The sequence below is a fragment of the Olsenella phocaeensis genome (assembly GCF_048189965.1).
Lineage (GTDB): Bacteria > Actinomycetota > Coriobacteriia > Coriobacteriales > Atopobiaceae > Olsenella_I > Olsenella_I phocaeensis.
Genome location: NZ_DBEZHV010000003.1, coordinates 36,980 through 61,215, shown reverse-complemented (window position 1 = coordinate 61,215; position 24,236 = coordinate 36,980). Strand labels below are relative to the sequence as shown.

Genomic DNA, 24,236 nt, shown 5'->3' with positions numbered 1-24,236 from the left:
TCGCCACTCTCGCATTACTATTGCCGGTTTTCGGGGGCCAAAACGGGCCCGAAATCGCCTATTGCACACGATGTTGAGAGTGACAAACGGCCTTCCGAATGCCCCGAAAACGGCCCGGAATCGCCGGAAAACGAGGATTTTCTCGATTTGTCACTCTTCACTCCCACCTGCGGTTTTGCGAAACGGAGGGCTGAAAAGGCGGGGTGACTACAAAGTGACTACATGGGTCGGGTCAAAATAGGCTTGCGGCTAAAAAACGCGATGAAAATACTCTTCTCGCTTTGGCATGTTTTGGCATCTAGTCGCTTCTCTTTGCAACAAGTCGCAACGCGTCACCCCAGCACGATTGAGTGAAGAGTATTTCCGCAGGTTAGCACCCATAGAATAGGCCCTTAAATCCGAAGATTCCGGGGCTTTCTGGCGTTTGTCACTCCCCAAAAGTCCCGGTGGCTTTGTCCAATACAGGGCACTAGTTGCTAACCACCGCGACTAGACGTGCAGGATGAGACTAGATGAAATGGGCTATTTCCCTACTCCCACTCAATAGTCGCGGGCGGTTTGGGCGTCACGTCGTAGACGACCCTGTTCACGCTGGCGACCTCTCCCACGATGCGGCTGCTGATCTTGCCCAGCACCTCGTAGGGAAGCTTCGCCCAGTCTGCGGTCATGGCGTCGCTCGACTCCACGGCGCGCACGATGATCGGTCGCGCGTACGTGCGCTCGTCTCCCATGACGCCGACGCTCTTGATGTCGGGCAGCACGGCGAAGTACTGCCAGCAGCTGTGCTCGCTGTTCCTCTCGCCCGTCTCCTCGAAGAGCCGCGCGTTGTACGCGTCCAGCTCCTCGCGCACGATGGCGTCGGCGTCGCGCAGGATGTCCAGCTTCTCGGGCGTGACGTCGCCGATGATGCGAATGGCCAAGCCGGGCCCGGGGAACGGCTGCCGGTACACCATGCCCGCCGGCAGGCCCAGGCTCACGCCCAGCTCGCGGACCTCGTCCTTGAAGAAGTGGTCCAGGGGCTCGATGAGGTCGAAGCGCACGCCCTCGGGGAAGGGGATCAGGTTGTGGTGGCTCTTGATGGTCGAAGCCTTGCCGCCCGTCTTGCGCGCGCCGCTCTCGATGATGTCAGGGTAGATCGTACCCTGGGCCAGCATCTCAACGCCACCAATCTTCTGGGCCTCCTCGAAGAAGACCTTCCAGAACTCGGTGCCGATCAGGCGCCTCTTCTGCTCGGGCTCGGTGACGCCCGCCAGCATCCTGGCGTAGCGCTCCTCGGCGTGCACGTGCACCAGGGGCACGTTGAACTGCTTGCGGAAGACCTGCTCCACCATCTCGGGCTCGCCTTTGCGCAGCAGGCCGTGGTTCACGAAGACGCAGGTGAGCTGGTCACCGATGGCGCGGTGCACGAGGGCCGCGACCACCGAGGAGTCGACGCCGCCAGAGAGCGCCAGGATCACCTTGCGCCCCCCCACCGCCTCGCGGATCTCGGTGACCTTCTGCTCGACGATGTTGTCCATGGTCCAGCTGGCCTCAAGCCCGCAGACGCCAAAGAGGAAGTTCCTCAGCATGTCCTGGCCGTGCTCGGTGTGGCGCACCTCGGGATGGAACTGCGTGGCGTAGAAGTTGCGCTCGGGGCACTCCATGGCGGCGATGGGACAGGTCTCGGTGCTGGCGGTAACCACGAAGCCCTCGGGCACCTGGCTCACGGCGTCGCGGTGGCTCATCCACACGGTCTGCCCGCCCTCGGGCGTGCCATCGAGGATGCGCGCCTCGCCCTTGCGCACCAGCGTCGCGGGACCATACTCGCCCTTCTCGGTGTGGCCGACCTTCCCACCCAGCTTGACGGCCATGATCTGCTGGCCGTAGCAGAAGCCCAGGATGGGGATGCCCAGCTCGAAGACGGCCGCGTCCATGTCGGGCGCGTCGTCCGCGTACACGGAGGCGGGACCGCCAGACAGGATGATGGCGGAGGGGGCCATCTGTCTCAGCTCGTCGGCGGAGATGTCGCAGGGAACGATCTCTGAGTAGACGTGCAGGTCACGCACCCTACGTGCGATCAGCTGGCCGTACTGGGCGCCAAAGTCGAAGACCGCGACGAACTGTCCTGGCCTGGTAGCCTTCATTGCTGCTCCTGTTCTGTGCGCAAGCTCTTGTCCGCGGCGCCGGAGACCCGAGCCCGACACCAACGCCACCTGTTTTTCCGGTTCATTGTAGACCAGCGCAAAGGCCGAGTCGGATGCCTGAGAGCGTTTGTGTGCTTCATGCGCGCGCAGGCCACTGCGACTATTATTAGGTGGTTATACATGGAGGAATTCATACCCGGATTCCCTGCCCCAAAGAGCACGGTTAACGGTAAAGGAGCCCCCTTGGCCAAGAGCAGGAGTTCGCAGCCAGAACAGCTCGGAGCCCAGGAGCTCTCGCGCGAGGGGTCGCTGGAGCGCTACTCCCGCATGCGTCGCTCCCGCCGCCGCCACGCGGTGGTGCGGACCGTGCTCGTGACCCTGCTCGTCGCCATGGTCGCGCTGGGAACCACTGCCTGGGCCTACATCAGCAACATCAATGCCCAGCTCAACAAGGGCGTGAACAAGACCCTCTCGTCCGTGCTCAGCGACCACGAGGCCGGCGACCCCTTCTACATGCTGCTCCTGGGCATCGACAAGGACGAGTCGCGTGCCGGAGGCTCCGAGTACGGCAGCTCCGACAACGCGTATCGCTCCGACTCCATCATGCTGGTGCGCATCGACCCCCAGAACAAGAAGGTCACGCTCGTCTCCATCCACCGAGACACCCAGGTCAAGCTCGGCTCCAACGGCACCCAGAAGATTAACGCCGCCTACTCCATCGGCGGGGCGGCCTACGCCACCCAGGTCATATCGGACTTCGCGGGCGTGCCCATCTCGCACTACGCCGAGGTCGACATGGACGGCCTCGCTGCGGTCGTGGACCAGGTGGGTGGCGTCACCGTCGATCTGCCCGTGGACGTGAAGGACCCCGACTACACCGGCCTCGACCTCAAGGCAGGCCAGAACACCCTGGACGGCAGGACCGCGGCCCTCCTCTGTCGCGCCCGCCACGCCTACGACGTCTACGGCGACGGGGACCGCTATCGTGCCGCCAACCAGCGCATCGTGATCAGCGCCGTGGTCCAGAAGGTGCTGGCGAGCAACCCCCTGACGCTCGCGTCCACGGTGTCGACCCTCGCCGGCTACGTCACCACCGACATGGACGTGTCGTCGATCGCCAGCCTCTCGACCCAGTTCCTTGGCATGGACGTCAACAGCGACATCATGAGCGGCATGGAACCCACGACGCCGGAGTACGTCAACGACACCTGGTACGAAATCTGCGACACTGCCGCCTGGAAGAAGATGATGGACCGCGTCAACAGGGGCCTCAGCCCCTACGAGGACGGCAACCAAGACCTGGCGAGCGACGCCTCGGCGCGGATCGGCGACAACAGCTCCAACGCAAGTTCGACCGCCGCGACCACCCAGGGTGATTCGACAGGCGAGAGGAACGCCTCCACGTCCTCCGACGTCGAGCCCAGCTACTCGGGCGACGTGCTCGTGCTCAACGGCACCCACACCGACGGCCTTGCGGGCAAGACTGCGGATAAGCTGGACGGGGCGGGCTTTGGCGCCAGCTCCGGTAACGCCGGGGCGAGCGTTCAGACCACGACCATCACCTACACGACGGGCCACGAGGCAGAGGCGGCGGGAGTCGCGCGGACGCTCGGGCTCAAGGTCACATACAAGGAGAGCAGCGACAGCCAGTACGACGGCTACGATGTCGTGGTCACCCTTGGGGTCGACTACGAATAGATAGCGATGCGGAGCTAGCCCATGCGACATCTGAGGAACAGCGACCAGGAGCAGGCCGAGGGACGCGCCAGCAGGGGAAGGCGCTTCGCCGGCGGGCCTTCCGCAGACATCCTCTCGAGGCGCAACGCCCTTCCCTACTACGCCAAGAAGCGCGCCTCCGCCCGCAGGGGCAGGGTGCTACGCGGCATCCTCGCCAGCGTGGCCGTGCTACTCGTGGCTGCCGTCGTCGGCGTCTGGGGCTACATCATCAGCATAAACGGCAAGTTGGGTGCCGGCGTGAGCAGCGAGCTGCGCTCCGTCCTCACCGAGACCAAGTACAACGAGCCCTTCTACATGCTCCTCCTGGGTGTTGACAAGGACGAGGAGCGCGCGCAGGGCTCGGAGTATGGCGCGGACAACAGCAACTACCGCACCGACACGATCATCCTTGCCCGCGTGGACCCCCAGAACAAGAAGGTGACGCTGGTCTCCATTCCCCGCGACACCTACGTCGACCTGGGGGTCAACGGCAAGCAGAAGATCAACACCGCCTACTCCTATGGCGGCGCGGCCTACGCGACGAAGGTCGTCTCCGAGTTCGCCGGAGTCTCGATCTCCCACTATGCCGAGGTGGACATGGACGGATTCGCGGCCATCGTCGACCAAGTGGGAGGCGTCACCGTCGACCTGCCCGTGGACGTCAAGGACCCCGACTACACTGGCCTCGACCTCCCCGCGGGCGAGAACACCCTGGACGGCCAGACGGCCGCCCTCCTGGGACGCACCCGCCACGCCTACGACAACTACGGAGGAGGCGACTTCTATCGCGCCGCCAACCAGCGCATGCTCATTGGCGCCGTCACCAAGAAGGTGCTCTCCAGCGACCCCATCACCATGGCCAACACGGTTTCGACCATGGCGGGATACGTCACCACCGACCTCGACGTCTCGTCCATCGCAGGCCTTGTCTCGCAGTTCATCGGCATGGACGTGGACGAGGACATCTACTCCGGACTCTGTCCCACGACCGCCAAGTACATGAACGACCTATGGTACGAGATCTGCGACACCGCAGCATGGAAGGTGATGATGGACCGCGTCGACCAGGGTCTTCCACCCTACAGCGACGCCTCGCAGGACACCACCGCAGGCGTGGCGGGGTCGGTGGGCAAGAGCTCGGGCGGCGACTCCGGCACCGCCTCGAGCGCAAGCGAGGGGCCCGTCTACTCTGGGAACGTGAGCGTGCTCAACGCGAGCGGCAAGAACGGCGCTGCGGGCAACGCCGCCAACAAGCTCGTAGGCGCGGGCTTCTCGGCCATGGCGGGCAACGCGGATGGCGAGTCGAGCGTCACGCGCGTCATCTACAACGCCCCGTCGTCCGCCAAGGCTCGTGGCGCAGCCAAGACCCTGGGCTTGGACGACTCCATCATCGAGGAGAACGACGGCAGCTGGAACACCAGTGTCGACGTGATCGTGGTACTGGGAAGCGACTACAAGTCCTAGTGCCGCGGTCAGGAGGACTGGTGCCCCCAGGGATGGCGGTTCTCTTACCCGCTGTGACACGGGGAGTCTCTTGGTCTCCGCAGCAAGCTAGGACGAGCCGGGGGTTAGCCGGCTGGGGTCAGCTGCGGTGTCTTTCGCTTTCAGGGTTCGCAGCCAACCCAGTCGCGGCCCCTCTCCACCGCCCAAGCGTCGAGTGCGCAGTCTGAAGGCTTCAGCTTGCGCACTCGGCTTCCGGCCACCTGGCCCTTCGTGGCGAGAGGGGCGGTCTTCGTTGTCGAGTGCGCAATTCCGGCCTTTAAGCTTGCGCACTCGCGAAGCAGAGACGAAGTACAGGCGAATCATAGGTCACTCTTATTTATACTAATTGCCAGTTAGTATAAATAAGAGTGACTATCAGACGCCACTAGTCATACTCCCAACGTCCGGAGGCGCAGACCATGTCATACCGCTCCCTTGAGAAGATCTTCTATGCGGATGCTTCCTCCGACAGGTTCGCGCACAACGCGCGTCTTGCACGGGAGCGACTCGAAGCCGACTCGACCTTTCGCACAAGCTTGCTGACCCCGAACGGAGAGCTGTTCCTTGCTACCCCGAGAGAGCTCTCCGTGCTCAACGAACGCGTCATGCGCAACGAGCGCGCCGTCTCGGCGGCCATGGGCGCGCTGCCCCCCGTGGCAAGCGCCGCCCTCGTGCGCAGCCTCGTCATCGACGAGGTCGTCAGCACGAACGAGCTGGAGGGCGTTCACAGCACGCGCAGGCAGGTGAGTGATGCCCTCGACCTGGAACTTTCTATGGACGATCCGTCACGGGACCGCCGCTTCAGGGAATTCGCAAAGCTCTACCTGGACCTCAGCGACCATGACCGAGGGTACCCAAGCAGCCCAGAAGACGTGCGCAGAGTCTACGACCTCGTCATGAGGGGCGAAGATATGCATGGCGTCGTGCCTGACGGAAGGCTATTCCGAGCAGGTGGGGTTGAGATCATCGGAGCGAATCAGAAGGTCCTTCATGTGGGAATCGAGCCGGAGGAGAAGATCATCGAGGCCATTGCCCGCATGATCGAGCTCGCGGACAGGAAGGACATGCCCCAGACCTTCAGCGCGATCATCGCGCATTACTACTTCGAATACATCCACCCCTTTTACGACGGGAACGGACGCACGGGGCGCTATCTGCTCGCACTCTACCTCAGCCGGCCGCTCTCCACACTCACATCGCTCTCGCTTTCTAGGGTCATCGCAGAGAACCGAGCCGCCTATTACAAGTCGTTCAAGCAGGCAGAAAGCCCCCTCAACCACGGGGAGCTCACCTTCTTCGTCTGGAACCTCCTCGAGAACATCCTTGTCGCTCAAGAGCAAATCGTTGACGACCTGACCCAGAAGCGAACGGCGCTCGAAGAGGCCTCGAAGCTCCTATCGCAGGTCGTGAGCGAGCGAGGACTGTCCGAACAGGAGGCAAGCGTCCTATTTATGCTCATCCAGCTCCAACTCTTCGCCACGTTCCCCGGAACCAGCCTTGCCGAGGTCGCCTCGCATTCCAATGTCTCACAGCAGCAGGCACGCAAGTACACCAAAAGGCTCGAAGAGCTCGGGCTGATGGTGACGACACGCAGGCGTCCCCTCAGGTTCGAGCTGAGCGAGGAAGTAAAGAGCCTGCTGTAGACATCTTAGGACGAAGTCTCTCCCCCACAGACAAGCGTCGAGTGCGCAAACTGAAAGCTTCAGCTTGCGCACTCGGCTTCCGGCCACCTGGCCCTTCGTGGCGAGAGGGGCGGTCTTCGTTGTCGAGTGCGCAATTCCAGCCTTTAAGCTTGCGCACTCGCGAAGTAGCAAGGCTTAAGCTTGCGCACTCGACGAGCAAATTCGCAGGGCGAGGGGGCTGCGAGGGTCGCACGGCCCACAGGCTCAGCAACCCAGCTCGCTACACGTTGAACATGAACTCCATCACGTCGCCGTCCTGGACGACGTAGTCCTTGCCCTCCATGCGCAGGCGGCCAGCCTCACGCGCGCCGGCCTCGCCGCCCAGCTCGACGTAGTCCTCGTAGCTGATGGTCTTGGCCTTGATGAAGCCGCGCTCGAAGTCGGAGTGGATCACGCCGGCGGCCTCGGGTGCCTTGGCACCGATGCGGACCGTCCAGGCCTTGACCTCCTTCTCGCCCGCCGTGAAGTAGCTCTGCAGTCCTAGCAGGTGATAGGCGGCCTGTGCCAGGGTCTCGAGCCCGCTGTGCTCCAAGCCCAGGGATTCGAGGTACTCGGCCGCCTCTTCGGCGTCGAGCTCGGCGAGCTCCGCCTCGACCTCAGCGCAGATGGGAATGGGCGTCTGGCCGTTGATGGGAGCGGGCACCTCGGAGACCTTGTCCTCGTCGACGTTGGCCACATAGAGCATGGGCTTCATGGTGAGGAGGAAGAGGTCGTGGGCCGCCGCGCGCTCGTCGTCGCTCATGTCGAGCTCGGCCGCACGCTTGCCCTCGTTGAGCCAGTCTTGGAGCCTCTTGGCGATGGCCAGGTTGGGGGCCTTCTCCTTGTCGCGCTTGGCCTCCTTCTCGAGCTTGGGGATGGCGCGCTCGAGCGTGCCGAGGTCCGCCAGGACGAGCTCGGTCTGGATGGTGTCGGCGTCGGAGCCAGGGTCGACGCGCCCGTCCACATGCACCACGTCGGGGTCGGAGAAGTAGCGCACGACCTCGCAGATGGCGTCGGTGTTACGAATATTGGACAGGAACTGGTTGCCCAGCCCCTCTCCCTCGTTTGCGCCCTTCACCAGACCGGCAATGTCCACGAACTCGACCGTCGCCGGAACGATGCGTGCGGGATGCACGATGTCTGCCAGCCTCTGCAAGCGTGCGTCCGGCACGTCCACGATGCCCACGTTGGGGTCGATCGTCGCGAAGGGGTAGTTGGCCGCGAGACCGCCCTTGCGCGTGAGCGCGGTGAACAGGGTCGACTTGCCCACGTTGGGAAGGCCCACGATGCCGATGGAAAGTGCCACGTCCTCAACTCCTATTCCATGCGAGGGACGCCCGCGTCCCCCGCCCTTGCTGGTCTCTAGTCGTCCGCCAGGCGCTCGAGGATGTCGAGGCCGCGCTTGAGCTGCCTCTTGCCCTCCTCCTTGGCCTTCTGGACCTGTTCCCGCTGCTTGGCCGCCGCCCTGGCGCGGCGCTCCGCCTCCTCGTCGCGCACCACGAGCTGTTGCGGGTCGCCCGCCACCATGGTCAGGGCCCCCTCGGGGCACACCTTCGCGCAGGCCCCACAGTTGAGGCAATAGGCTGCCTCAACGGAGAAGCGCCCTCCCGCGTCGAGGTCACAGGCATGCACGGGACAGGCCTTGACGCAGTCCCCGCACATGGTGCAACGGCTTGGATCGCAGCTGGGGACGTCCAGGACGATGGGCCGCGCGAGGCGGGGCCGGCCCTGGAGGGTGGTGAGCAGGGTCTTGCGCTTCTGCGTGAGCACGCGACGTCGGTTGGCCGTGGTCTTGTCGCCCACCATGCGCTCGAGCTCGCGCTGCATGCTGGTGATCTTGCGCGAGTGGTCCTGGATGCGCTGGGCCACCGCCTTGGCACCCAGGAGCGAGGGGTTGCCAGCAAGGAGTGCCGTCTGGCCCGCCTGCACCATGCTGTTCACGAACTGGCCGCGCTTGTAGGCGCGCGTCTGCTCGTGGGTCATTTGTCCCTCGTCGACCTCAAGGCCCACCGAGCCGCCGCTCCACTCCTCGGCCTGCCCGATCTGGTCAACATACGCCGCCTCGCCCGTGGTGGTGCGGCAGCGGTCGCAGATGCCCAGGGGCAGGTAGACGCTCACGTTGTCGAACTCGCTCAGTAGGGCGTGCCAGACCTCGGTAGGCATGACGCCCACGCAGGGCAGCACCACCTCGTTGTCCTTGGGCAGGCGACCGATGGCGCGGGTGCAGGTCACGTAGCATTGTTCGTAGGCGCTGGCCACGCGGACGATCTTGTCATAGAGCTGCTTGGCCATGATTCTCTGGACCAGGAATGCCTCGGTGGGACAGGCCATGGTGCAGAGCCCGCATTTGCGGCAGCTGTCCAGCACCTTTATGGCAGCGCCCTTGATCTGGATGGCATCCACGGGACACACGTCCAGGCAGCGGCTGCAGACGTCATCCCTGCCGGACGAGACGCGCAGGCAGAAGATCGAGTTGACGCGCGGCCGCTCCTTGAACTCGGAGGGGTCGAATTGCCTCACCTTGGACGGGTCGGCGGCAAGTGTGTCGGCGATGCCGCCCAGGGGGTTCGAGACGCTTGCCCAGTCCTGCTGTATGTCGATGAGGTCATCGAGCAGGTCACGCTTCTCGGCCACGTCTAACCTCCCCCTCTAGCTGCGGCGTCCGCCTTTTGCAGTCTGGCATTTTACCACGGCAGAGAGGAGCGCGGCCCTCCCAGCGGAGGCGGCGAGCCAGGCACGGACGGCACGTAACCCGAGGCCAGCGGCTCCTCTCGCCCGTGACCACGTTGAGCCGATAAACTGTTGCTTAGTGGATTGGAGCCGCAGTGATCACCGACAGGGAACGACAGATCCTGGGATGGATACGAGAGAACCCCTCCATCACCCAGAAGGAGCTTGCCGAGAAGGCGCACATCTCGCGCTCGTCGGTGGCCGTGCACGTGTCGAACCTCACACGCAAGGGCGCTATCCTTGGCAGGCGCTACATACTGCAGGAGAGTCCCTACATCGCCGTGGTGGGAGCCGCGTGCATCGACGTCATCGGCTGGCCCGAGCGCGATGCCGATGGCGCGGAGCAGCTCGAAGGCACGGTGCGCAGCGTCGCCAGCGGATCGGCACGCAGCGTGGCACAGTTCCTGGCCCACCTGGACCGCCAGGTGAGGCTCGTGTCCGTCTTTGGCGATGACGCAAACGCCGAGCGACTCATGGATGGCTGCCGACGCGACGGGGTGGACATCAGCGACTCCCTCGTGTCGCGCGGACTCGAGACCGCATCCAACGTCTACATGACCCGTCCCAACGGAACCCGCCGACTCGTCTTGAGGGACGCCAAGGCCTTCGAGCTCCTGACGGCAGACTACCTGGCTGCGCACCTGGACGTGATTGACCGAGCGGCCGTCTGCGTCGTGGACTCCAGCGTCCCGCCCGAGTCGCGCTCCTTCCTCTGGCAGAACGTGCATGCGCCACTCTTCTTCGCGCCCTCCGCCACCGACAGGCGCCAGCCCCTGGAGGACGACCTACAGCGACCCGAGCTCGTCAAGTTGGACGTCAGGCTGCTGGGGGAGGTGCTGGACCGCGAGCTGCGCGACAGGGCATCGATTCGCACGGCGGCGGACGAACTTCTCTCGCGCGGCCCACTCGCGCTGTTCATCCCTTTGGACGAGGGCGGAATGTACTGCGCCAGTCAGTCCGAGCGCGCCTTCCTGCCCTGGGCTGGTGGCCCCATCCCCCAGTCCAACGAGTTTTCGGACGCAATGACCGCAGGCATCGCCTGGGGTTGGGTGCAGGACCTGGGCGTGCGCCGCAGCGCACAAGCAGGCCTGGTGGCGGCATCGGCCTGCGCCAACGCCCGCGGAGCCACGCGCGTCTCGCTCAACGACCGCAGCATGAGGATGCGCCTGGGCATGTCCGTGCGGGAGCCAGGGGAGTAGACACCACCACGGAACGCCAACGGGTTACGTGCCCGAATGGGGCCAATTGCAGGTAACAACGCAGCTGGTGCATCATGAGAGCTCTTCAATCACCGTGGCTAGAAAGTCATGGGGATGGGCTGGAGACGGCATGGTCAACGCATGCGTTCAGGTCTATGCGTGACTCATCCTTCGTCCTACGCTCGAAAACCCTGTATTTCGACAGCGAGCTCGTCGTTGTGAGAACTGACAAATCTCTTGACCTCGTCAAAGCTGGGAATCGAAGTGGAGGCACCTTCACGCGTAACGCTGATGGCACTCGCCCCAGTCGCAAAGCGCAGGCAGTCCCCAAGCTCCCAGCCAAGGTCAATGCCCCGCAGGAAGTAGCCTATGAAGGTGTCACCTGCCGCAGTCGTATCCCTCACTGCAACGTGACAGGAGCCCACGGTGTAGCTCGTCCCGTTTGCAAGCACAACGGCACCTCGCTCCCCAAGGGTCAGCAGCACCTTGAGACTGGGATAGCGACGTGAAAGCGTGGGAAAAATGTCCTCATCTCGCTCGCACTGAGCCACCTGACGTCCTTCGATCTCGTTAATGATCAGCCAGCCAAGATGGCTGAGTTCGCAGCCGAGCACATCGTCGTTCATTGGTGCAGCATTGAGCGCGACGGGTAGTCCTCGGTGATACGCCGCGTCAACAATGTAGGCAAGGAGGTTGACTTCGTTCTGGAGCAGGACCATCCCCTCGCCAAAGGCATCGAGAATTCCATCTATCGTCTTCTCGTTCAACATGCGATTCGCACCGCCAAAGAGAAGAATGCGATTCTGCCCAGAGGGGTCGACCTCGATGATGGCGTGACCGGACTGCCCATCGATTCGTCTCAGGAGTTCGGTATGCACACCAGCCGCAACGAGAGCGTCCACGAGAGCCTGACCGTCATTTCCCACGAGACCGGCATGCCAGAGCTGCGCTCCGGCACGCGCCGCCGCAATTGACTGGTTGAGCCCCTTGCCCCCACAACAGACAGCCATGGAGCTTGCCATGAGTGTCTCACCTGGCTGTACGAAATGGTCGACTTCGTATGTTTTGTCAATGTTGAGCGACCCGATATTTAGGATACGCATCGCATCTGCCTCTTTCGGTGGGTGTTCTGGATGTAACCAAGTACAGGGAACGAACCGCCTATCCCTCAAGGTAGGACATCGCTTTTTTATTTGCCTCATCCGCCAGCGCACGCTCATCGACGCGAGTCAGACGTCCGTCGCGCACGGTCACCTCTCCGTTGACCACAGTGAGGTCAACGGCGCCCTTGAGTCCCACCGTCCCCAGGACAGCCGAGGGGTCAACGCATGCCCCCACGAGCTCGAGCCTGCGACTATCCACAAGAAAGAAGTCGGCACACTTGCCAGGTTCGAGCGATCCTATTTCATCCGCACGACCCAGAACGAGCGCGCCACCCATGGTGGCAACCTTGAGCATCTGATATGCACTGGGGGCGACGTCGCTCGAGTTCAGTCGGTGTAGGAGGAAGGCGACGCGCAGTTCCTCGAGCAGATTCGATCCATCATTCGAGGCAGAGCCGTCCACCCCCAGTCCAACAGGAATACCCATCTCGAGCATCTCTGGGATACGAGCGACGCCAGATGAGAGCTTCATATTAGAAATGGGGCAATGGCATATACCCGTTCCGGTACGAGCCAAAAGCGGCAGTTCATCGGCATTGAAGTGAATGCCATGCGCGTACCACACGTCCGGACCTATCCAACCAAGCTCCTCCATGTAGGCCAAAGGACGGATGCCCCTTGATTCCAGCATGTAAGTCTCTTCGTCCTTGGTTTCGCAGAGGTGGGTGTGCAGGCGCACGCCATACTCACGAGCCAGAATGGCACTCTGGCGCAAGAGCTCTGCCGACACCGAGAATGGTGAGCAGGGCGCCAGGGCAACGCGATGCATAGACTGAAAGGATGCGTCATGGTAGCGCTGGATGCACTCGACGCTGTCAGCAAGGATCTGGTCGACATCTTGTACCACGGAATCTGGCGGCAGGCCACTATCCTTCTTAGAGAGGTCCATACTCCCACGCGAGAGATGCATACGCGCACCCACACGTTCGGCAGCTTGGACCTGCGCTCCCATGAGGTCGCCTGCGCCGGCAGGAAAGACGTAGTTGTGGTCAAAGACCGTGGTGCAGCCGTTCTTCATGAGCTCGCCCAAGCCAACCATGGTCGAGAGGCCAATTACGTCCGCGTCGACGTTCTTCCAAATCTCGTACAAGGTACGCAGCCAGTCGAAAAGCTCCATGTTCTGTACCTGGGGAAGGTTTCGCGAGAAGATTTGGTACAGGTGATGGTGGGCATTTACCAGCCCGGGATAACAAAGCATATCCGTGCCATCAATAACCTCGTCCGCTTCGGGTTCAGCGGGACCAATCGAACGAATGAGGCCATCTTCGCAATAGAGGTTAACTTGCTCGTATACGCTATCCCGAGCGTCGCAGGACACGAGAGTTTCTATGTTACGTACCAGAAGGCGACTCACGACTTCTCCCCTCAGGGCATGCCAAATCGTCGGTCCAACAACCGTAGAGACCTACATGAATGTCGAAAGCAGTTCCTCCGCCGCCCGATCCCCCGCAACTGCAAGGCAATGCGTCACGAACGGCGCATCAAAGTGATGCGGGCGCTCGTCTACCACGACCTTGCCGCGGCAGTATTGCCCACCACACTCAATACGAGTTGGCAGTTTCTTCAGGCTCACCAATCCCGGATCGATAGCAACCAAGACCGCCAGGGGATCATGGACAGGACAGTGGTCAAAAGCAAAGTCTTGAGTCCGGTAGTAGCCCAGGTAGTACTCAAGTACCCCATGGAGATAGTCAACAACACGGCGATTTGAGGCGGAACAATGCGCACGTAGGAACTCGAGACGCTGTCGCGTGATGCGAGTCTTCATGGTAACGTCGAGTCCCACCATGGTCAAATCAAATCCTGCCATGATTACTTGATCGGCCGCTTCAGGATCACCTGCAATGTTTGCCTCCGCGACAGGGCTGGTGTTGCCCGCACCATAAATCACACCACCCATAGAGACAACGTTCTTCACCAGCTTGGGAAGCATGGGCTCCTTCTGCAGCGCCAGAGCGAGATTGGTCATTCGCCCTAGGGTAATAACGGTAAGCTCGCCCGGATTCTCACGTGCCATGCGCACGATGAAGTCGCTCGCAGGCTCATCCAAAGGACACTGCTCCGAGAACGGAAGCTCGACGCCCCCTATGCCGTTTGGTCCATGAACCCGCACGACAGGACCGTCCCAGGTCCCTTCCAGAGGCTGCCCCGCACCTTTGGCAACGGGAATTTCGTAAGACAACTCGGCGAGCTTCAAAAGTCGAAGCACGTTATCGGTTGCCTGGTCAACGCTGGTGTTACCACATCCCGTCGTAATTCCTTCCACGTGAATCTCGGGGCGCCTCAGCGCAAAGAGAATCGCAACGGAGTCGTCAATGCCCGTGTCGCAGTCGATGATTGTCCTGATCATTGAACTTCCTTATTGACGGATTCCAAGCCTTGGAAAGGTTGCCTGGGGGTCTTTATGCCGAATTGTTCGGGCACCTCGGAACCCGAGGGGTTAAGCGATTCGAGTTAGATAGTGCATGAATTTCCGAATCAATGCCTGCCGTCCCTTTGTTCCGCGTCGAACTTGGCGATGGTCTCGAGAACGACCTCGATTTCATGGTCCCAGCCATTCTCAAGGCCCACGTTGGCCGTCTCATAGATGACATCAGAGCGTACGAGGTTGCCAGAGACTGCCGACACCATGGCACCACGCACGCCACGACGATGGCAGACGGTGTAGATGGCTGATGCCTCCATCTCGACATTGAGGCAACCGTATCCGCTCAACTTCTCAATCCACTCTGGCGTCTCTCCATAGAAGGCGTCATCACTCGCACCGATCCCGTAGTACACGCCACATCCCAGACTGGGCGCCATGTCACGCGCCGTGTCGATGAGGCAGCGGGTCAGGTCGAAGTCAGGCACTGCCGGGAAGGTATCGGGCAGATAGAACTTGGAGGTGCCCTCATTCTTCATCGAGCCGGTTGAGACGATGAGGTCACCAATCTTAAGCTCGGGCTGCAGCGCGCCGGTGCTGCCGATACGAATGAGGCACTTCGCTCCGATGTTGATCAGTTCCTCAGCGGCAATTGATGCGGAGGGGCAGCCCATGCCGGTCGAAGTCACCGAAACGCGTACGCCTTTGTAGGTACCCGTAAAGGAACGATGCTCGCGATTGTTGCCCACCAGCTCGGCGTCATCGAGGTACTTGGCCACACGGTCGCTGCGGGCAGGATCGCCGGGCAGCAGCACATAGTCGCCAATGTCACCAGGTTGAAGGTGGATATGGTATTGACGAGCCCCGAGAGTCTTTGCACTCTTGTCCAACAATTCCATGAGTTTTTCTCCTTGTTCCTTACTTTTCCTGTACCGCTGCCTGTGCCCTGGCATAGGCCTTGTTCTTCTTCTGGATCGAATAGATGGTGAGACCAAGAATCGTGGCCACATAAGGCAGCATCCTAATGAACTGCGAGGGCAGGGCCAACAATTGCAGGGTGTTCGAGATGCTCTCGAAGAATGCGAACAGCATCGACGAGAGAAGCGCACCGATGGGAGTCGACTGTCCCATGGCGGCAGCCGCAAGGGCTATGAATCCGCGCCCGGCGACCATACCCCGAGTGAACATGCTGAGATAGCCCATGGACATGTACATTCCACCCATGCCCGTAAGGAGCCCGCACAGAAGAATCGCAACGTAGCGAGTCCTGCGGACGTTGACTCCCACGGATGCGGCGGCATCAGGGTTCTCCCCGATGGAACGTATGCGCAGGCCCAAGGGCGTGCGGTAAAACAAGAACCAGGTGAGAAACACCACCAAGAAAGCGACGTAGGTCACGAAGTTATGGCCCGAGACAATGCTGCCCAATATTGGAATTCTATCTATCAACGGGATGTTGATAGTAGGAAAAGAGAAGCTGAGCAAAGAGGAGCTCGTGCCTTTCTCGCCCGTAAGCGTGAAGAGGGCCATGACTGTCGCCCCAGCCGCGAAGGTGTTTATCGCCGTACCACAGAGGGTCGCGTCCGCTTCCATGTTGAGATGGAAGTAGGCAAAAATCAGACTAACCAGAAGTGCCACTCCAAGGCCACAGGCGACTCCTGCCAGAAGGCCCCCGCCATAGGCACCGCCTATTACGCCTGCCAAGGCGGAGAGCAGCATGATGCCCTCGAGACCAAGGTTGACGACACCCGCCTGGTTGCAGATGCAACCGCCAAGCGAGGCAAGTAGAATTGGCGTGACGACGCGAATCCACATGTACACGAACTCGGCGCTGAAGATGTTTGCAAGAACCGTAGACATCGTCCTGCCCCCTAAGCCTCGACAGAGGCGCTAACGGCAGCGGCCTCGGCCTGTTCCTTCTCGGCGGCACGTACGACCAGCTTCTGGCGCCAACGCTGGAGAAGGGCTCCCGAAACTATGAGCATCATGATGACGCCTTGGATAATCTGCGCAACGTCGTTACTCACGTCGCTGTTCATGGCCATGATGTTTGCACCCGTGTTGATATAGGAGAAGAAGCAGGCGCTAAGCGGAATCAGGAGTGGGTTATCCTTTGCCAGCAGAGCAACGACGATGCCCGTCCAACCAAAACCGGGAGATGTGGTCCATTTGAAGCGGTTGTACATGCCCAAAAGCTCGACGCCGCCACCCATGCCCGCGATGGTTCCAGCAATAACCTGCGCGCCCACCATGACGCCCGTTTCCTTGATGCCGGCATAGTGCGAAAAGGAAGGGTTGCTGCCCGTCAACCTAAGCTGATACCCAAAGCGTGAGCGGTTGGTAAGGACCCAGCAGCCCACGCAGAGGAGCAAGGCCAGGATGACACCCAGATGGATGTTGGTGCCAGGGACGATCTTGGGAAGGAGACTCGTCGGAGCCAGTTCCCATGAGGCGAGCGAGGAACTCGAGGTCTCCTTGAAGTGGTACGTCACGAGGTAGATGACGAAGAACTCGCACACGTAGTTGAGCATGATCGAGGTGACAACCTCACTGACATCCCAGGTCTTCTTGAGAATGGCAGGGATAAACGCAATGAATGCCCCAGCGAGTGCAGCACCAAGGAGCGCAACGAGGGCATGCAGCCCCGTGGGCATGGGGACGGCGAGTGAGGTAGACATTGCCACTCCGGTCCCTATGAAGAATGAGCCCTCCGAAATCATCGAGAATTGTCCCGCCTTGAAAATCAGCATGACCGCCATGGCGGTGAATGTCAGGGGGCAAGCCCCCTCGACGATGTTGCCGATACGACGCATCGAGAGGAACGGTCCCACAAAGAAGTTGTAGAGAGCATTCAATGGGTCGTCGCTCACCGAGAAGATAATCGCTGCAATCACAGCGAGCGTAATCGCCATGATAAGTAGGAGTTTTACGGCATCTACCAAGAGATTGATCTGCTTGTTGTTCATGCGCACACCCCTGCAATCTCTTCGTCAGCCTGTCTGTCGATTCCCAACATGTACCTGCCCAAGTCCTCTTCGGTCACTTCGGAAGTGTCTGCAAAGTACGCCGCTATACCACCGTCGCAGAGAACGATTAGGCGATCGGAGAGACCAAGGAGCTCATTGAGGTCGGATGAGACGAGGAGTACGCACTTCCCCTGGTCTCGCAGGTTGCGAAGCTCCTGCCTGATGAACTCAGAGGCGCCGACATCTACGCCGCGCGTAGGTTGATCGGCAATAACAAGCTCTGGGTTGCTCGAGAGCTCACGGGCAAGAACGACCTTCTGGATATTGCCGCCCGAAAGACTTGATATGGGCTGATCTGGTGACTTACAGACGACCTGGTAACGTTCAACCATGTCAGCGCCATATTCTTGGATGCTTTTCTTGTCGAGGAGGCCAACCTTACCCACGAAACGGTCGCGGTAGCTCTTGTCTGCCATGAGATTGTCAGTGATTGAAAGGTCACCCGCCATGCCCATGGTCATACGGTCTTCGGGAATGTAGCTCACACCCAGTTCGCGCACTTGCCTGATGGACATCCCGGAAACCTCCTTGCCCAAGACCCTGACGGATCCTTGGAAACGCGAAAGATTCCCACTGATGATGTCCACGAGCTCTGCCTGTCCGTTGCCCTCAACGCCGGCCACGCCCAGAACCTCATTGCGCCTGGCGCGGAGTGAGATGCCGTTCAACCGTTGCTTTCCGTAATGATTCCAGTACGAAAGCCCCTCGACGTCCAAAACCACGTCACCCGGCGTTGTCGGAGTCCTGTCCATGTGAAGGACGACGTCACGACCAACCATCAGCCGCGAAATCTCGCGTTCGCTCACGTCCCTTACGTCATAGACGCCCATGGTGCGACCGTGACGGATGATCGTGATGCGGTCGCAGAGCTCGCGCACCTCGTTTAGCTTATGTGAAATGAAAATGACCGTATATCCGTCATCACGTAGGTTCTTGAGTTCTATGAAGAGCTCCTGGGTCTCCTGTGGGGTAAGTACGGCAGTAGGCTCGTCCAGGATTAGAATCTTTGCACCATGGAGCAAGGCCTTCAGGATCTCGACCTTCTGCTTCTGGCCAACTGACAGATCGTATACCGGGGCATCCAGCGGAACTCCAAGATGGTATTTCTCAGACACCTCCTTCGCCTGAGCCTTTGCGGTCTTTCGATCGAGCATGACACCGCGGCGTGGCTCCTGGCCCAACACCATGTTTTCGACTACCGAAAGCGAGGGAACCAACATGAAGTGCTGGTGAACCATGCCGATACCCAGGCTGATCGCCTCGGCAGAAGACGAAATAACCTTCTTCTCGCCGTTCACATATATGTCTCCACGCGTGGGCTGCTCGATGCCGAAGAGCATCTTCATGAGTGTCGACTTGCCCGCTCCATTTTCTCCCGACAGGGCATGAATCTCACCCTTCATAACTGAGAAATTGATATCACTATTTGCGATGACACCGTTTGGATACACCTTGGTGATGTTCTCCATACGCAAAGCCTCTTCGCCGTGCATAGATGCCCTCCCTCAACCGTCAAGTCGTGCGGTCGGACTGCGGTCGTATAATCCGACCGCACAGGTGCTCAACGGCTATCCATCTGTCCGCGAAACGTATTGGCACGCGCCGCTGCTCGCATGCGCCGTCACCAATGGCATCCTCGGGCGACTTTCGCCCCTCTTTCCTACAAGAGGACCTACGACGGACCGGAAGCTACGCCTTTGCGCCATCACGCATCTTGGTGAGCTCCTCAGTGTCCATGTCGAACGCGCTCTTGGGCTTGATTTCACCGGACGCTATCTTCTGCGTAACCTCGTCGACCTTCTTTCGCGTGTCCTCGCTCACAAGCTTCTGATAGTTGTCGTTGTCCGCCAGCCCAATGGCGCCGTACGCAACATCCATGTTGACGGGCGTGCCCACCTTGAGGCTGCCATCCCAAAGACCTGTGGCAGACTTGATGGTGGCCTCATCCAAACGCTTGAGGGAAGAGGTCAGAACGTGCTGAACCAAATCGGGCTGGCTGTCAATGATCTCGCTGTAGATGTCGGTGTCACAGCCGATGAGAGCCTTACCGGTATTGCTGGAAGCTGTGACGGCGCCCATGATGCTCTGCGATGCGGGAGCATAGACGACCTCGGCACCCTGGTTATAGAGCTGGGTGGTCATCTCGAGGCAGGTTGCGACGTCCTCGAAGGAGCCAACGTATGAGGTATTAACCTTAATCGACTCATCGACGTTCTTGACGCCCTCGATATAGCCAACGAGGAAGTCGTTGATGCCTTGGGCATCCATTGACCCGATGAAGCCAGCCACCTTGTTGTCAGGGAAGTTCTCGAGGATGTAGTTGCCCGCGACGGTGCCGGCCAGGAATCCCGCCTCATTGCCCGGGAAGGAAACGCCCAGGATGTTGGGTACGGTCGAGGCGACGTCCAGCAGGACGTAGCTCTTATCGGGATAGTCGGGAGCAACCCCTTCGAGAACCTCTCGCATCGAGAAGGTCGAACAGACGATCAGATCCCAATCCTGGTCAGACACGTCCCTAAGCGTAGCCTCGTAGGTAGTCTCGTCACGGCCCATTTCGACAATCTTGGTCTCGCAGCCATAATCACTCGCGAGAGTGTTGATGCCCCTGGCAGTCGAGTCGTAGAAGCCCTTGTCGCCAAGGTTGCCGCTCACCAAGAAGATCACTTTCTTGCCCTTGGCGCCATCGGACGAGGAACCGTCCTTGGCAGGGGCGACATCAGAATCGGATCCACCCTTACTGCAACCAGCAAGAACGAGAGCACTAACGGTACCGAGGCTGACGGTGACGAACGAACGACGATTCAGCATTATTCCTCCTAAGTACAAAGCCCTTTACTGGCAACGCTGGGGATGCGACCGCACCCCCACCACACCGTACGGACCGCCTGTAAAAGCGCGGGACAAGCCAGGTCCCTCCTTTCGGAACGAATAGCTCAACGGATGGCACCTGCAAACGTGAGAGGGAAGGCGGAGGCTCACCAGAATTGTCAGAGATGACGCTGTGCGCCCTCTCGCCTCATTTCCAGGCGATAGCAATCGCTCCTGAGGTAGTTCTTGAAGTGTCCTATAGGGGCTTCTTTGCCATAGGCAATCTCGCTCAGGCAAAGCACGAGGTCCGCATCACGACACCAATCCGGCGCGCCCTGCGCTATCGTGATATCGGTATGCGTATCCACAACCTGAGACTGAATCGTATCGAAGAGGAATTCATCCATGGCGGCTTCATCGCTGGGATCAACGGAGGACTCCTCAAGGTAGCCGGCTGGGATGAGCCAGATGGACTTGGCGACCGGAGACTGGTCGCTGTAGTAGAGGATGTCAGAGGTGAGCACCAAGGCACCCTCGGGTATGCCCAACTGAACGCTCAGCCAGTGTCCGGCAAGGGTGAAGCGCCAGCTCGCATGATGATGAGTGATGGGAAGAGTGCAGAAGGTCTCACAAGCATTGGTGTAGGTCTGCAAGCCTTCAAGCTGAACTTTGCCCTGGGGGGCGATTTCCGCACAACGACCCTGGCCCTTTATCAGCAGGCCGTCCTCTACAAGGTAACGCATGGCCTTGCGGATGGTGCCCCGGCTCATGCCAAAGTGTTCGGCAAGCTGGCTCTCGCTGGGAAGCTGCATGCCCTCCCGCACCTCATCCGAACGGATGAGGTTATAGAGCGTATCGTAGATGCGCACGTAGAGAGGCATCCCGGGATTCTTGTCGCCGTCAGGAACCGGAATGTCGTGCAGGGCGACCACCTGAGTCTTAGGCTCATGCTCAATCATGCTCGCACCCCCGCCTCTGCCTTGTCGCGAGCAATCAGTAGCCGCATGCCCTCGACGGCCACGTCGATTGCCAGATTCAGGGGGTCCAACGCCCAATTCGCTTCGTCATCGGAATAGTACCCTGCCTCACAACCGTTGCCCAAAACTGCCGCCGCCCGCATGCGCAGGGATCCCGCAATGACAAAAAGCGTGGCGCAGGACATCTCGCCCGCAAGGGCACCTCCTTGGGCATAGGCGTCCCACCTATCCCTAAGCTGGCGCTCCATAGGACCGGACCCAGTCAAGAATTGAGAAGAGAATCGCGCCTTCGTGACCACAACACCCACGTGACTGGTGGCATCTCTCCCCCTCCCCACATCGCAGAGGGCAGCTAGAACGTCTGTGTCCGGCACGGCAGGATACTCTTCGAGCGCATACTGCCTACCCACCCCCTCCATACGCACGGCACCGTTGGGAAAAATGAGGTCTCCCGTATGGACGGATGGCACAAGCGCCTCGCAAGTGTCTACCTTGACAAGGGTTCGCGCGCCGCATTCATGCAGCTCCTCGACTGCAATGCCCAAGGCGGGTCCACCCAGTCCGGAAGATGTGACGGAAACCCTTGTCTGGTCGAGCAGGCCCGTGAAAGTGCGGAACTCCCGGTTGCAGGCAACCTCAACGGCATCGTCAAGAGAGTCCGCGATACGGACGGCGCACTCCGGCGTTGCAGGCAAGAACACGTACTCCCCGACATCACCTTCCTGGATGGCGAGGTGCATCATCTGCTTGCTCATCGCTGCGACCTCCCTAGATCTTGAATCGGTCAGCATGGATAAGCATGCGAAGCCCTGCTATGGCGACCTCGATTGCACGCCTCTCCCATGCAGCTGGATAATCCTGCTTGTCGTTGGAATATGTCTGATAGTTAGTTGCACAGATCATTATCGAGGCGCAGCGCAGGCCTTTGGCGGAACCCAGGAGGAACAGCGGCGCACACTCCATGCTCGTATTCGTTGCCCCAGCTCTCTCATAAGAATCCCACCGAAAGGAGAGCTCGTCATGAACGGGCTTGGTTTCGGGCGCAGCCTCGGTGTAGAAGGAGTCTTTTGTGATTGTGACACCCGTGTTGTAAGGAAAGCCACTTTGGCTAGCTGCTTGCTCCAGGCATCGAAATAGCTGATAGTCCGGAACGGCGGGAAAATCGCGGGGCAGAAAATAATCTCCGGTACCCTCCATTCGCACCGCGCCCCTTGGAATTATTACGTCACCAATCTTTGAGACGGGCGAGCTCGAGGCACAGGAGCCCACTCGTATGAAGGTGTCCGCACCGCATTCGCTCAGCTCTTCAACGGCGAGCGCCATAGCAGGCCCACCAATGCCCGTGGACGTGACGGTTACAGGAACACCTTCAAGAGTGCCATAGAAGGTTAGATAGCCGCCACGATGGGCCACTTCGTGGGAATTATCAAAATACTCGGAAATCAAGGCAGCACGCTCGACGCTGCCGGGAATCAGGACATATCGACCGACTTCATTTGCGCTCACACCGGTATGAAGCAGGCGCTTCCCCATCAGACACCCCCTGATTTCCAGTAGCCATGCATGCAAAATCCGTACGGGTGACTTCAAATCCGTCTAGTGAGAATGTATGACGCATTCACAAACTTGACTATACAAGTTGGCGTGAACGGTACAAATATTCCGCCAACCGGAATTGTTTTAGCTGTTAGTTGGTACTGATAGATTTAACTTGTCCATCCATTGATATGGATAAGTTAAGACAGCAACAGAGAAATAACAGCAAGTCCTACGAATTCGCGTGCGTCATCAGGATGGCGGCCGACGAATGGCCCGAAGCTAGGTGCCGGCTCACCAATGGGGCCATCAACATCTGCGTACAGGTGGCTATCGGCCCATCGAGTGGATTGTTTTTGCAGAGTGCGCCAGCCCCTAGTTAGCCACGCCAGGGGCTGATTTCCAGGTCCTTTGGGTTCACATGCTCTAGCGTGTCCTCATGGCTGACGATGACCTCGTCCGATCTAGGATGCTTGCATGCAATCCACCCTCACCCACAGGCAATCCGAGCGTCAGGCCTTGGTCAGCCCAATAAGAACGCCGCCAAAGGCGACCAGAGCCATGCCCGTGACGACGAAGGCAAGGCCTCGGGCCGACCTGTGCTCGTGGAGCAGGACCAGGCCACCAACGGTCGACACGATGACGTTCATCTGGGCAAGGGTCCAACCCACGGCGAGGCCGTTCATCTGGTTGGACAGCAGAACGCATGCGTTCGCGATGGCGAAAAGCGCTCCCGCGAGCATGTTCTCCCAAGTCTTGCGTCCGAGTACCGCCTCAGGGCTGCCGACCAGCCTGCCCTTGGATGAGACGAGCCCTACCGCGAACGAGCTTGTGACCATGAACAGTGACTGCGGCAGCAGGAGGTCCAGGGCATCGACGGCAAAGATGCTGCTCGTCGAGGCATAGGCGACGCTCAGACCGGCGGACAGCATGACGCAGGCCATGCCTCGTGCGTTCGCCGACCAGCCCTCGTGCCCAGGACGAGATGCGGCGGACTCGATGGCGGATGCGTCCTCGCGAGAGCAGAGAACCACGCCCGCAGCCACGAGCACGAGGGCGAGCAGGCCCAAGGCCAGCTGGGACTGCCCCCGCCACTCACCAAGGAACAGCACGCCAATCGCCGACGTGCCCAGGAGCTGGACGCCAGTGGACACGGGCACCGAGCGCGACACGCCCAGGATGCCAAAGCTATAGAGAAGCAGGGCCTCCGACGCGCTCCAGGCAATACCATCGATGGCAGCCGCCACGACAAGCCCCGACGACCAGGCGACCGGACGGACCAGCGACATGACAAGGGCGAGAGGCAGCGTAGGGAGGGCAAGCCCCAGTTGCTTGTTTGCGACGCTGCCGCCCACCAACTGCGAAACGCAGCCCATGAGGCCAAAGCCGAACGCGGGCACAAGACCCACTAGAATCGCCAGCATCCCTCTCCCCCGTCCATGTCGCAGAC

20 protein-coding genes are annotated in these 24,236 nt (G+C 60.3%); 5 read left to right on the top strand and 15 right to left on the bottom strand.

The window, feature by feature from the left end; all coding sequences use genetic code 11:
- A partial coding sequence (locus ACMPH2_RS00580; RefSeq protein ID WP_417118336.1) for a hypothetical protein occupies positions 1-207 on the top strand: 207 nt, incomplete at its 5' end.
- A gap of 323 nt (positions 208-530) precedes the next feature.
- Here the strand turns inward: ACMPH2_RS00580 and guaA are convergent.
- Positions 531-2,123, bottom strand: a complete 1,593-nt coding sequence (gene guaA, locus ACMPH2_RS00575) for a glutamine-hydrolyzing GMP synthase (protein ID WP_417118335.1) — start codon at positions 2,121-2,123, stop codon at positions 531-533.
- Between the two features lie 243 nt (positions 2,124-2,366).
- Here guaA and ACMPH2_RS00570 point away from each other — a divergent pair, with 243 nt between their 5' ends.
- From ACMPH2_RS00570 to ACMPH2_RS00560, 3 genes are all read left to right on the top strand, one after another.
- Complete coding sequence (locus ACMPH2_RS00570) at positions 2,367-3,821, top strand: LCP family protein (RefSeq protein WP_303132889.1); 1,455 nt, start codon at positions 2,367-2,369, stop codon at positions 3,819-3,821.
- A gap of 21 nt (positions 3,822-3,842) precedes the next feature.
- Positions 3,843-5,303, top strand: a complete 1,461-nt coding sequence (locus ACMPH2_RS00565; protein ID WP_303132891.1) for an LCP family protein — start codon at positions 3,843-3,845, stop codon at positions 5,301-5,303.
- A 437-nt stretch (positions 5,304-5,740) separates the two neighbouring features.
- Positions 5,741-6,964, top strand: a complete 1,224-nt coding sequence (locus tag ACMPH2_RS00560) for a Fic family protein (protein ID WP_303132893.1) — start codon at positions 5,741-5,743, stop codon at positions 6,962-6,964.
- Positions 6,965-7,223: 259 nt separating this feature from the next.
- Here ACMPH2_RS00560 and ychF read toward each other — a convergent pair whose 3' ends face one another.
- A complete protein-coding gene (gene ychF / locus ACMPH2_RS00555) occupies positions 7,224-8,288 on the bottom strand; it encodes a redox-regulated ATPase YchF (RefSeq protein WP_303132895.1) in 1,065 nt (354 codons plus the stop codon).
- A gap of 56 nt (positions 8,289-8,344) precedes the next feature.
- On the bottom strand, positions 8,345-9,616 hold the full coding sequence (locus ACMPH2_RS00550) for a 4Fe-4S binding protein (RefSeq protein WP_303132896.1): 1,272 nt from the start codon (positions 9,614-9,616) through the stop codon (positions 8,345-8,347).
- Positions 9,617-9,807: 191 nt separating this feature from the next.
- On the opposite strand from ACMPH2_RS00550, the gene ACMPH2_RS00545 reads away from it, so the two are divergent.
- Positions 9,808-10,911, top strand: coding sequence for a PfkB family carbohydrate kinase (locus tag ACMPH2_RS00545; protein ID WP_303132898.1), 1,104 nt, complete (start codon positions 9,808-9,810; stop codon positions 10,909-10,911).
- A 176-nt stretch (positions 10,912-11,087) separates the two neighbouring features.
- Here the strand turns inward: ACMPH2_RS00545 and ACMPH2_RS00540 are convergent, their stop codons facing one another.
- The 12 genes from ACMPH2_RS00540 to ACMPH2_RS00485 form a co-directional block, all read right to left on the bottom strand.
- The gene (locus ACMPH2_RS00540) at positions 11,088-12,014 is read right to left on the bottom strand and encodes a ribokinase (protein ID WP_303132899.1); all 927 of its coding nucleotides are present in this window, start codon (positions 12,012-12,014) and stop codon (positions 11,088-11,090) included.
- Between the two features lie 58 nt (positions 12,015-12,072).
- Positions 12,073-13,428, bottom strand: coding sequence for an 8-oxoguanine deaminase (locus ACMPH2_RS00535; RefSeq protein ID WP_417118334.1), 1,356 nt, complete (start codon positions 13,426-13,428; stop codon positions 12,073-12,075).
- 51 nt (positions 13,429-13,479) lie between these two features.
- Positions 13,480-14,424 (bottom strand): nucleoside hydrolase, encoded by a 945-nt coding sequence (locus tag ACMPH2_RS00530; RefSeq protein WP_417118333.1) that lies wholly within the window; start codon positions 14,422-14,424, stop codon positions 13,480-13,482.
- Positions 14,425-14,552: 128 nt separating this feature from the next.
- Positions 14,553-15,338, bottom strand: a complete 786-nt coding sequence (locus ACMPH2_RS00525; RefSeq protein WP_303132901.1) for a nucleoside phosphorylase — start codon at positions 15,336-15,338, stop codon at positions 14,553-14,555.
- Between the two features lie 19 nt (positions 15,339-15,357).
- Complete coding sequence (locus ACMPH2_RS00520; RefSeq protein WP_417118332.1) at positions 15,358-16,299, bottom strand: ABC transporter permease; 942 nt, start codon at positions 16,297-16,299, stop codon at positions 15,358-15,360.
- A gap of 11 nt (positions 16,300-16,310) precedes the next feature.
- A complete protein-coding gene (locus ACMPH2_RS00515; protein WP_303132904.1) occupies positions 16,311-17,405 on the bottom strand; it encodes an ABC transporter permease in 1,095 nt (364 codons plus the stop codon).
- Positions 17,402-18,934: an ABC transporter ATP-binding protein gene (locus tag ACMPH2_RS00510; RefSeq protein ID WP_303132905.1), complete on the bottom strand. Its 1,533-nt coding sequence runs from the start codon at positions 18,932-18,934 to the stop codon at positions 17,402-17,404. Before ACMPH2_RS00510 ends, ACMPH2_RS00515 begins: the two co-directional genes overlap by 4 nt.
- Positions 18,935-19,154: 220 nt before the next feature.
- On the bottom strand, positions 19,155-20,273 hold the full coding sequence (locus tag ACMPH2_RS00505; protein WP_417118331.1) for a BMP family ABC transporter substrate-binding protein: 1,119 nt from the start codon (positions 20,271-20,273) through the stop codon (positions 19,155-19,157).
- Between the two features lie 179 nt (positions 20,274-20,452).
- On the bottom strand, positions 20,453-21,232 hold the full coding sequence (locus ACMPH2_RS00500) for a GntR family transcriptional regulator (RefSeq protein ID WP_417118330.1): 780 nt from the start codon (positions 21,230-21,232) through the stop codon (positions 20,453-20,455).
- Positions 21,229-22,005 (bottom strand): nucleoside phosphorylase, encoded by a 777-nt coding sequence (locus tag ACMPH2_RS00495; RefSeq protein WP_072499991.1) that lies wholly within the window; start codon positions 22,003-22,005, stop codon positions 21,229-21,231. Before ACMPH2_RS00495 ends, ACMPH2_RS00500 begins: the two co-directional genes overlap by 4 nt.
- A gap of 13 nt (positions 22,006-22,018) precedes the next feature.
- A complete protein-coding gene (locus ACMPH2_RS00490; protein WP_417118329.1) occupies positions 22,019-22,783 on the bottom strand; it encodes a nucleoside phosphorylase in 765 nt (254 codons plus the stop codon).
- Between the two features lie 515 nt (positions 22,784-23,298).
- Entirely contained in the window at positions 23,299-24,210 is a 912-nt protein-coding gene (locus ACMPH2_RS00485; protein WP_417118328.1) for a GRP family sugar transporter, read from the bottom strand.
- Positions 24,211-24,236 lie beyond the last annotated feature (26 nt).

Bases quoted from the DNA above. Each gene is read 5' to 3' on its own strand.
- ACMPH2_RS00540 (WP_303132899.1), bottom strand. From the start codon at position 12,014: ATGCGTATCCTAAATATCGGGTCGCTCAACATTGACAAAACATACGAA.
- ACMPH2_RS00485 (WP_417118328.1), bottom strand. From the start codon at position 24,210: ATGCTGGCGATTCTAGTGGGTCTTGTGCCCGCGTTCGGCTTTGGCCTC.
- ACMPH2_RS00490 (WP_417118329.1), bottom strand. From the start codon at position 22,783: ATGGGGAAGCGCCTGCTTCATACCGGTGTGAGCGCAAATGAAGTCGGT.
- guaA (WP_417118335.1), bottom strand. From the start codon at position 2,123: ATGAAGGCTACCAGGCCAGGACAGTTCGTCGCGGTCTTCGACTTTGGC.
- ACMPH2_RS00515 (WP_303132904.1), bottom strand. From the start codon at position 17,405: ATGAACAACAAGCAGATCAATCTCTTGGTAGATGCCGTAAAACTCCTA.
- ACMPH2_RS00530 (WP_417118333.1), bottom strand. From the start codon at position 14,424: ATGATCAGGACAATCATCGACTGCGACACGGGCATTGACGACTCCGTT.
- ACMPH2_RS00565 (WP_303132891.1), top strand. From the start codon at position 3,843: ATGCGACATCTGAGGAACAGCGACCAGGAGCAGGCCGAGGGACGCGCC.
- ACMPH2_RS00500 (WP_417118330.1), bottom strand. From the start codon at position 21,232: ATGATTGAGCATGAGCCTAAGACTCAGGTGGTCGCCCTGCACGACATT.
- ACMPH2_RS00525 (WP_303132901.1), bottom strand. From the start codon at position 15,338: ATGGAATTGTTGGACAAGAGTGCAAAGACTCTCGGGGCTCGTCAATAC.
- ACMPH2_RS00560 (WP_303132893.1), top strand. From the start codon at position 5,741: ATGTCATACCGCTCCCTTGAGAAGATCTTCTATGCGGATGCTTCCTCC.
- ACMPH2_RS00520 (WP_417118332.1), bottom strand. From the start codon at position 16,299: ATGTCTACGGTTCTTGCAAACATCTTCAGCGCCGAGTTCGTGTACATG.
- ACMPH2_RS00510 (WP_303132905.1), bottom strand. From the start codon at position 18,934: ATGGAGAACATCACCAAGGTGTATCCAAACGGTGTCATCGCAAATAGT.
- ACMPH2_RS00505 (WP_417118331.1), bottom strand. From the start codon at position 20,273: ATGCTGAATCGTCGTTCGTTCGTCACCGTCAGCCTCGGTACCGTTAGT.
- ACMPH2_RS00495 (WP_072499991.1), bottom strand. From the start codon at position 22,005: ATGAGCAAGCAGATGATGCACCTCGCCATCCAGGAAGGTGATGTCGGG.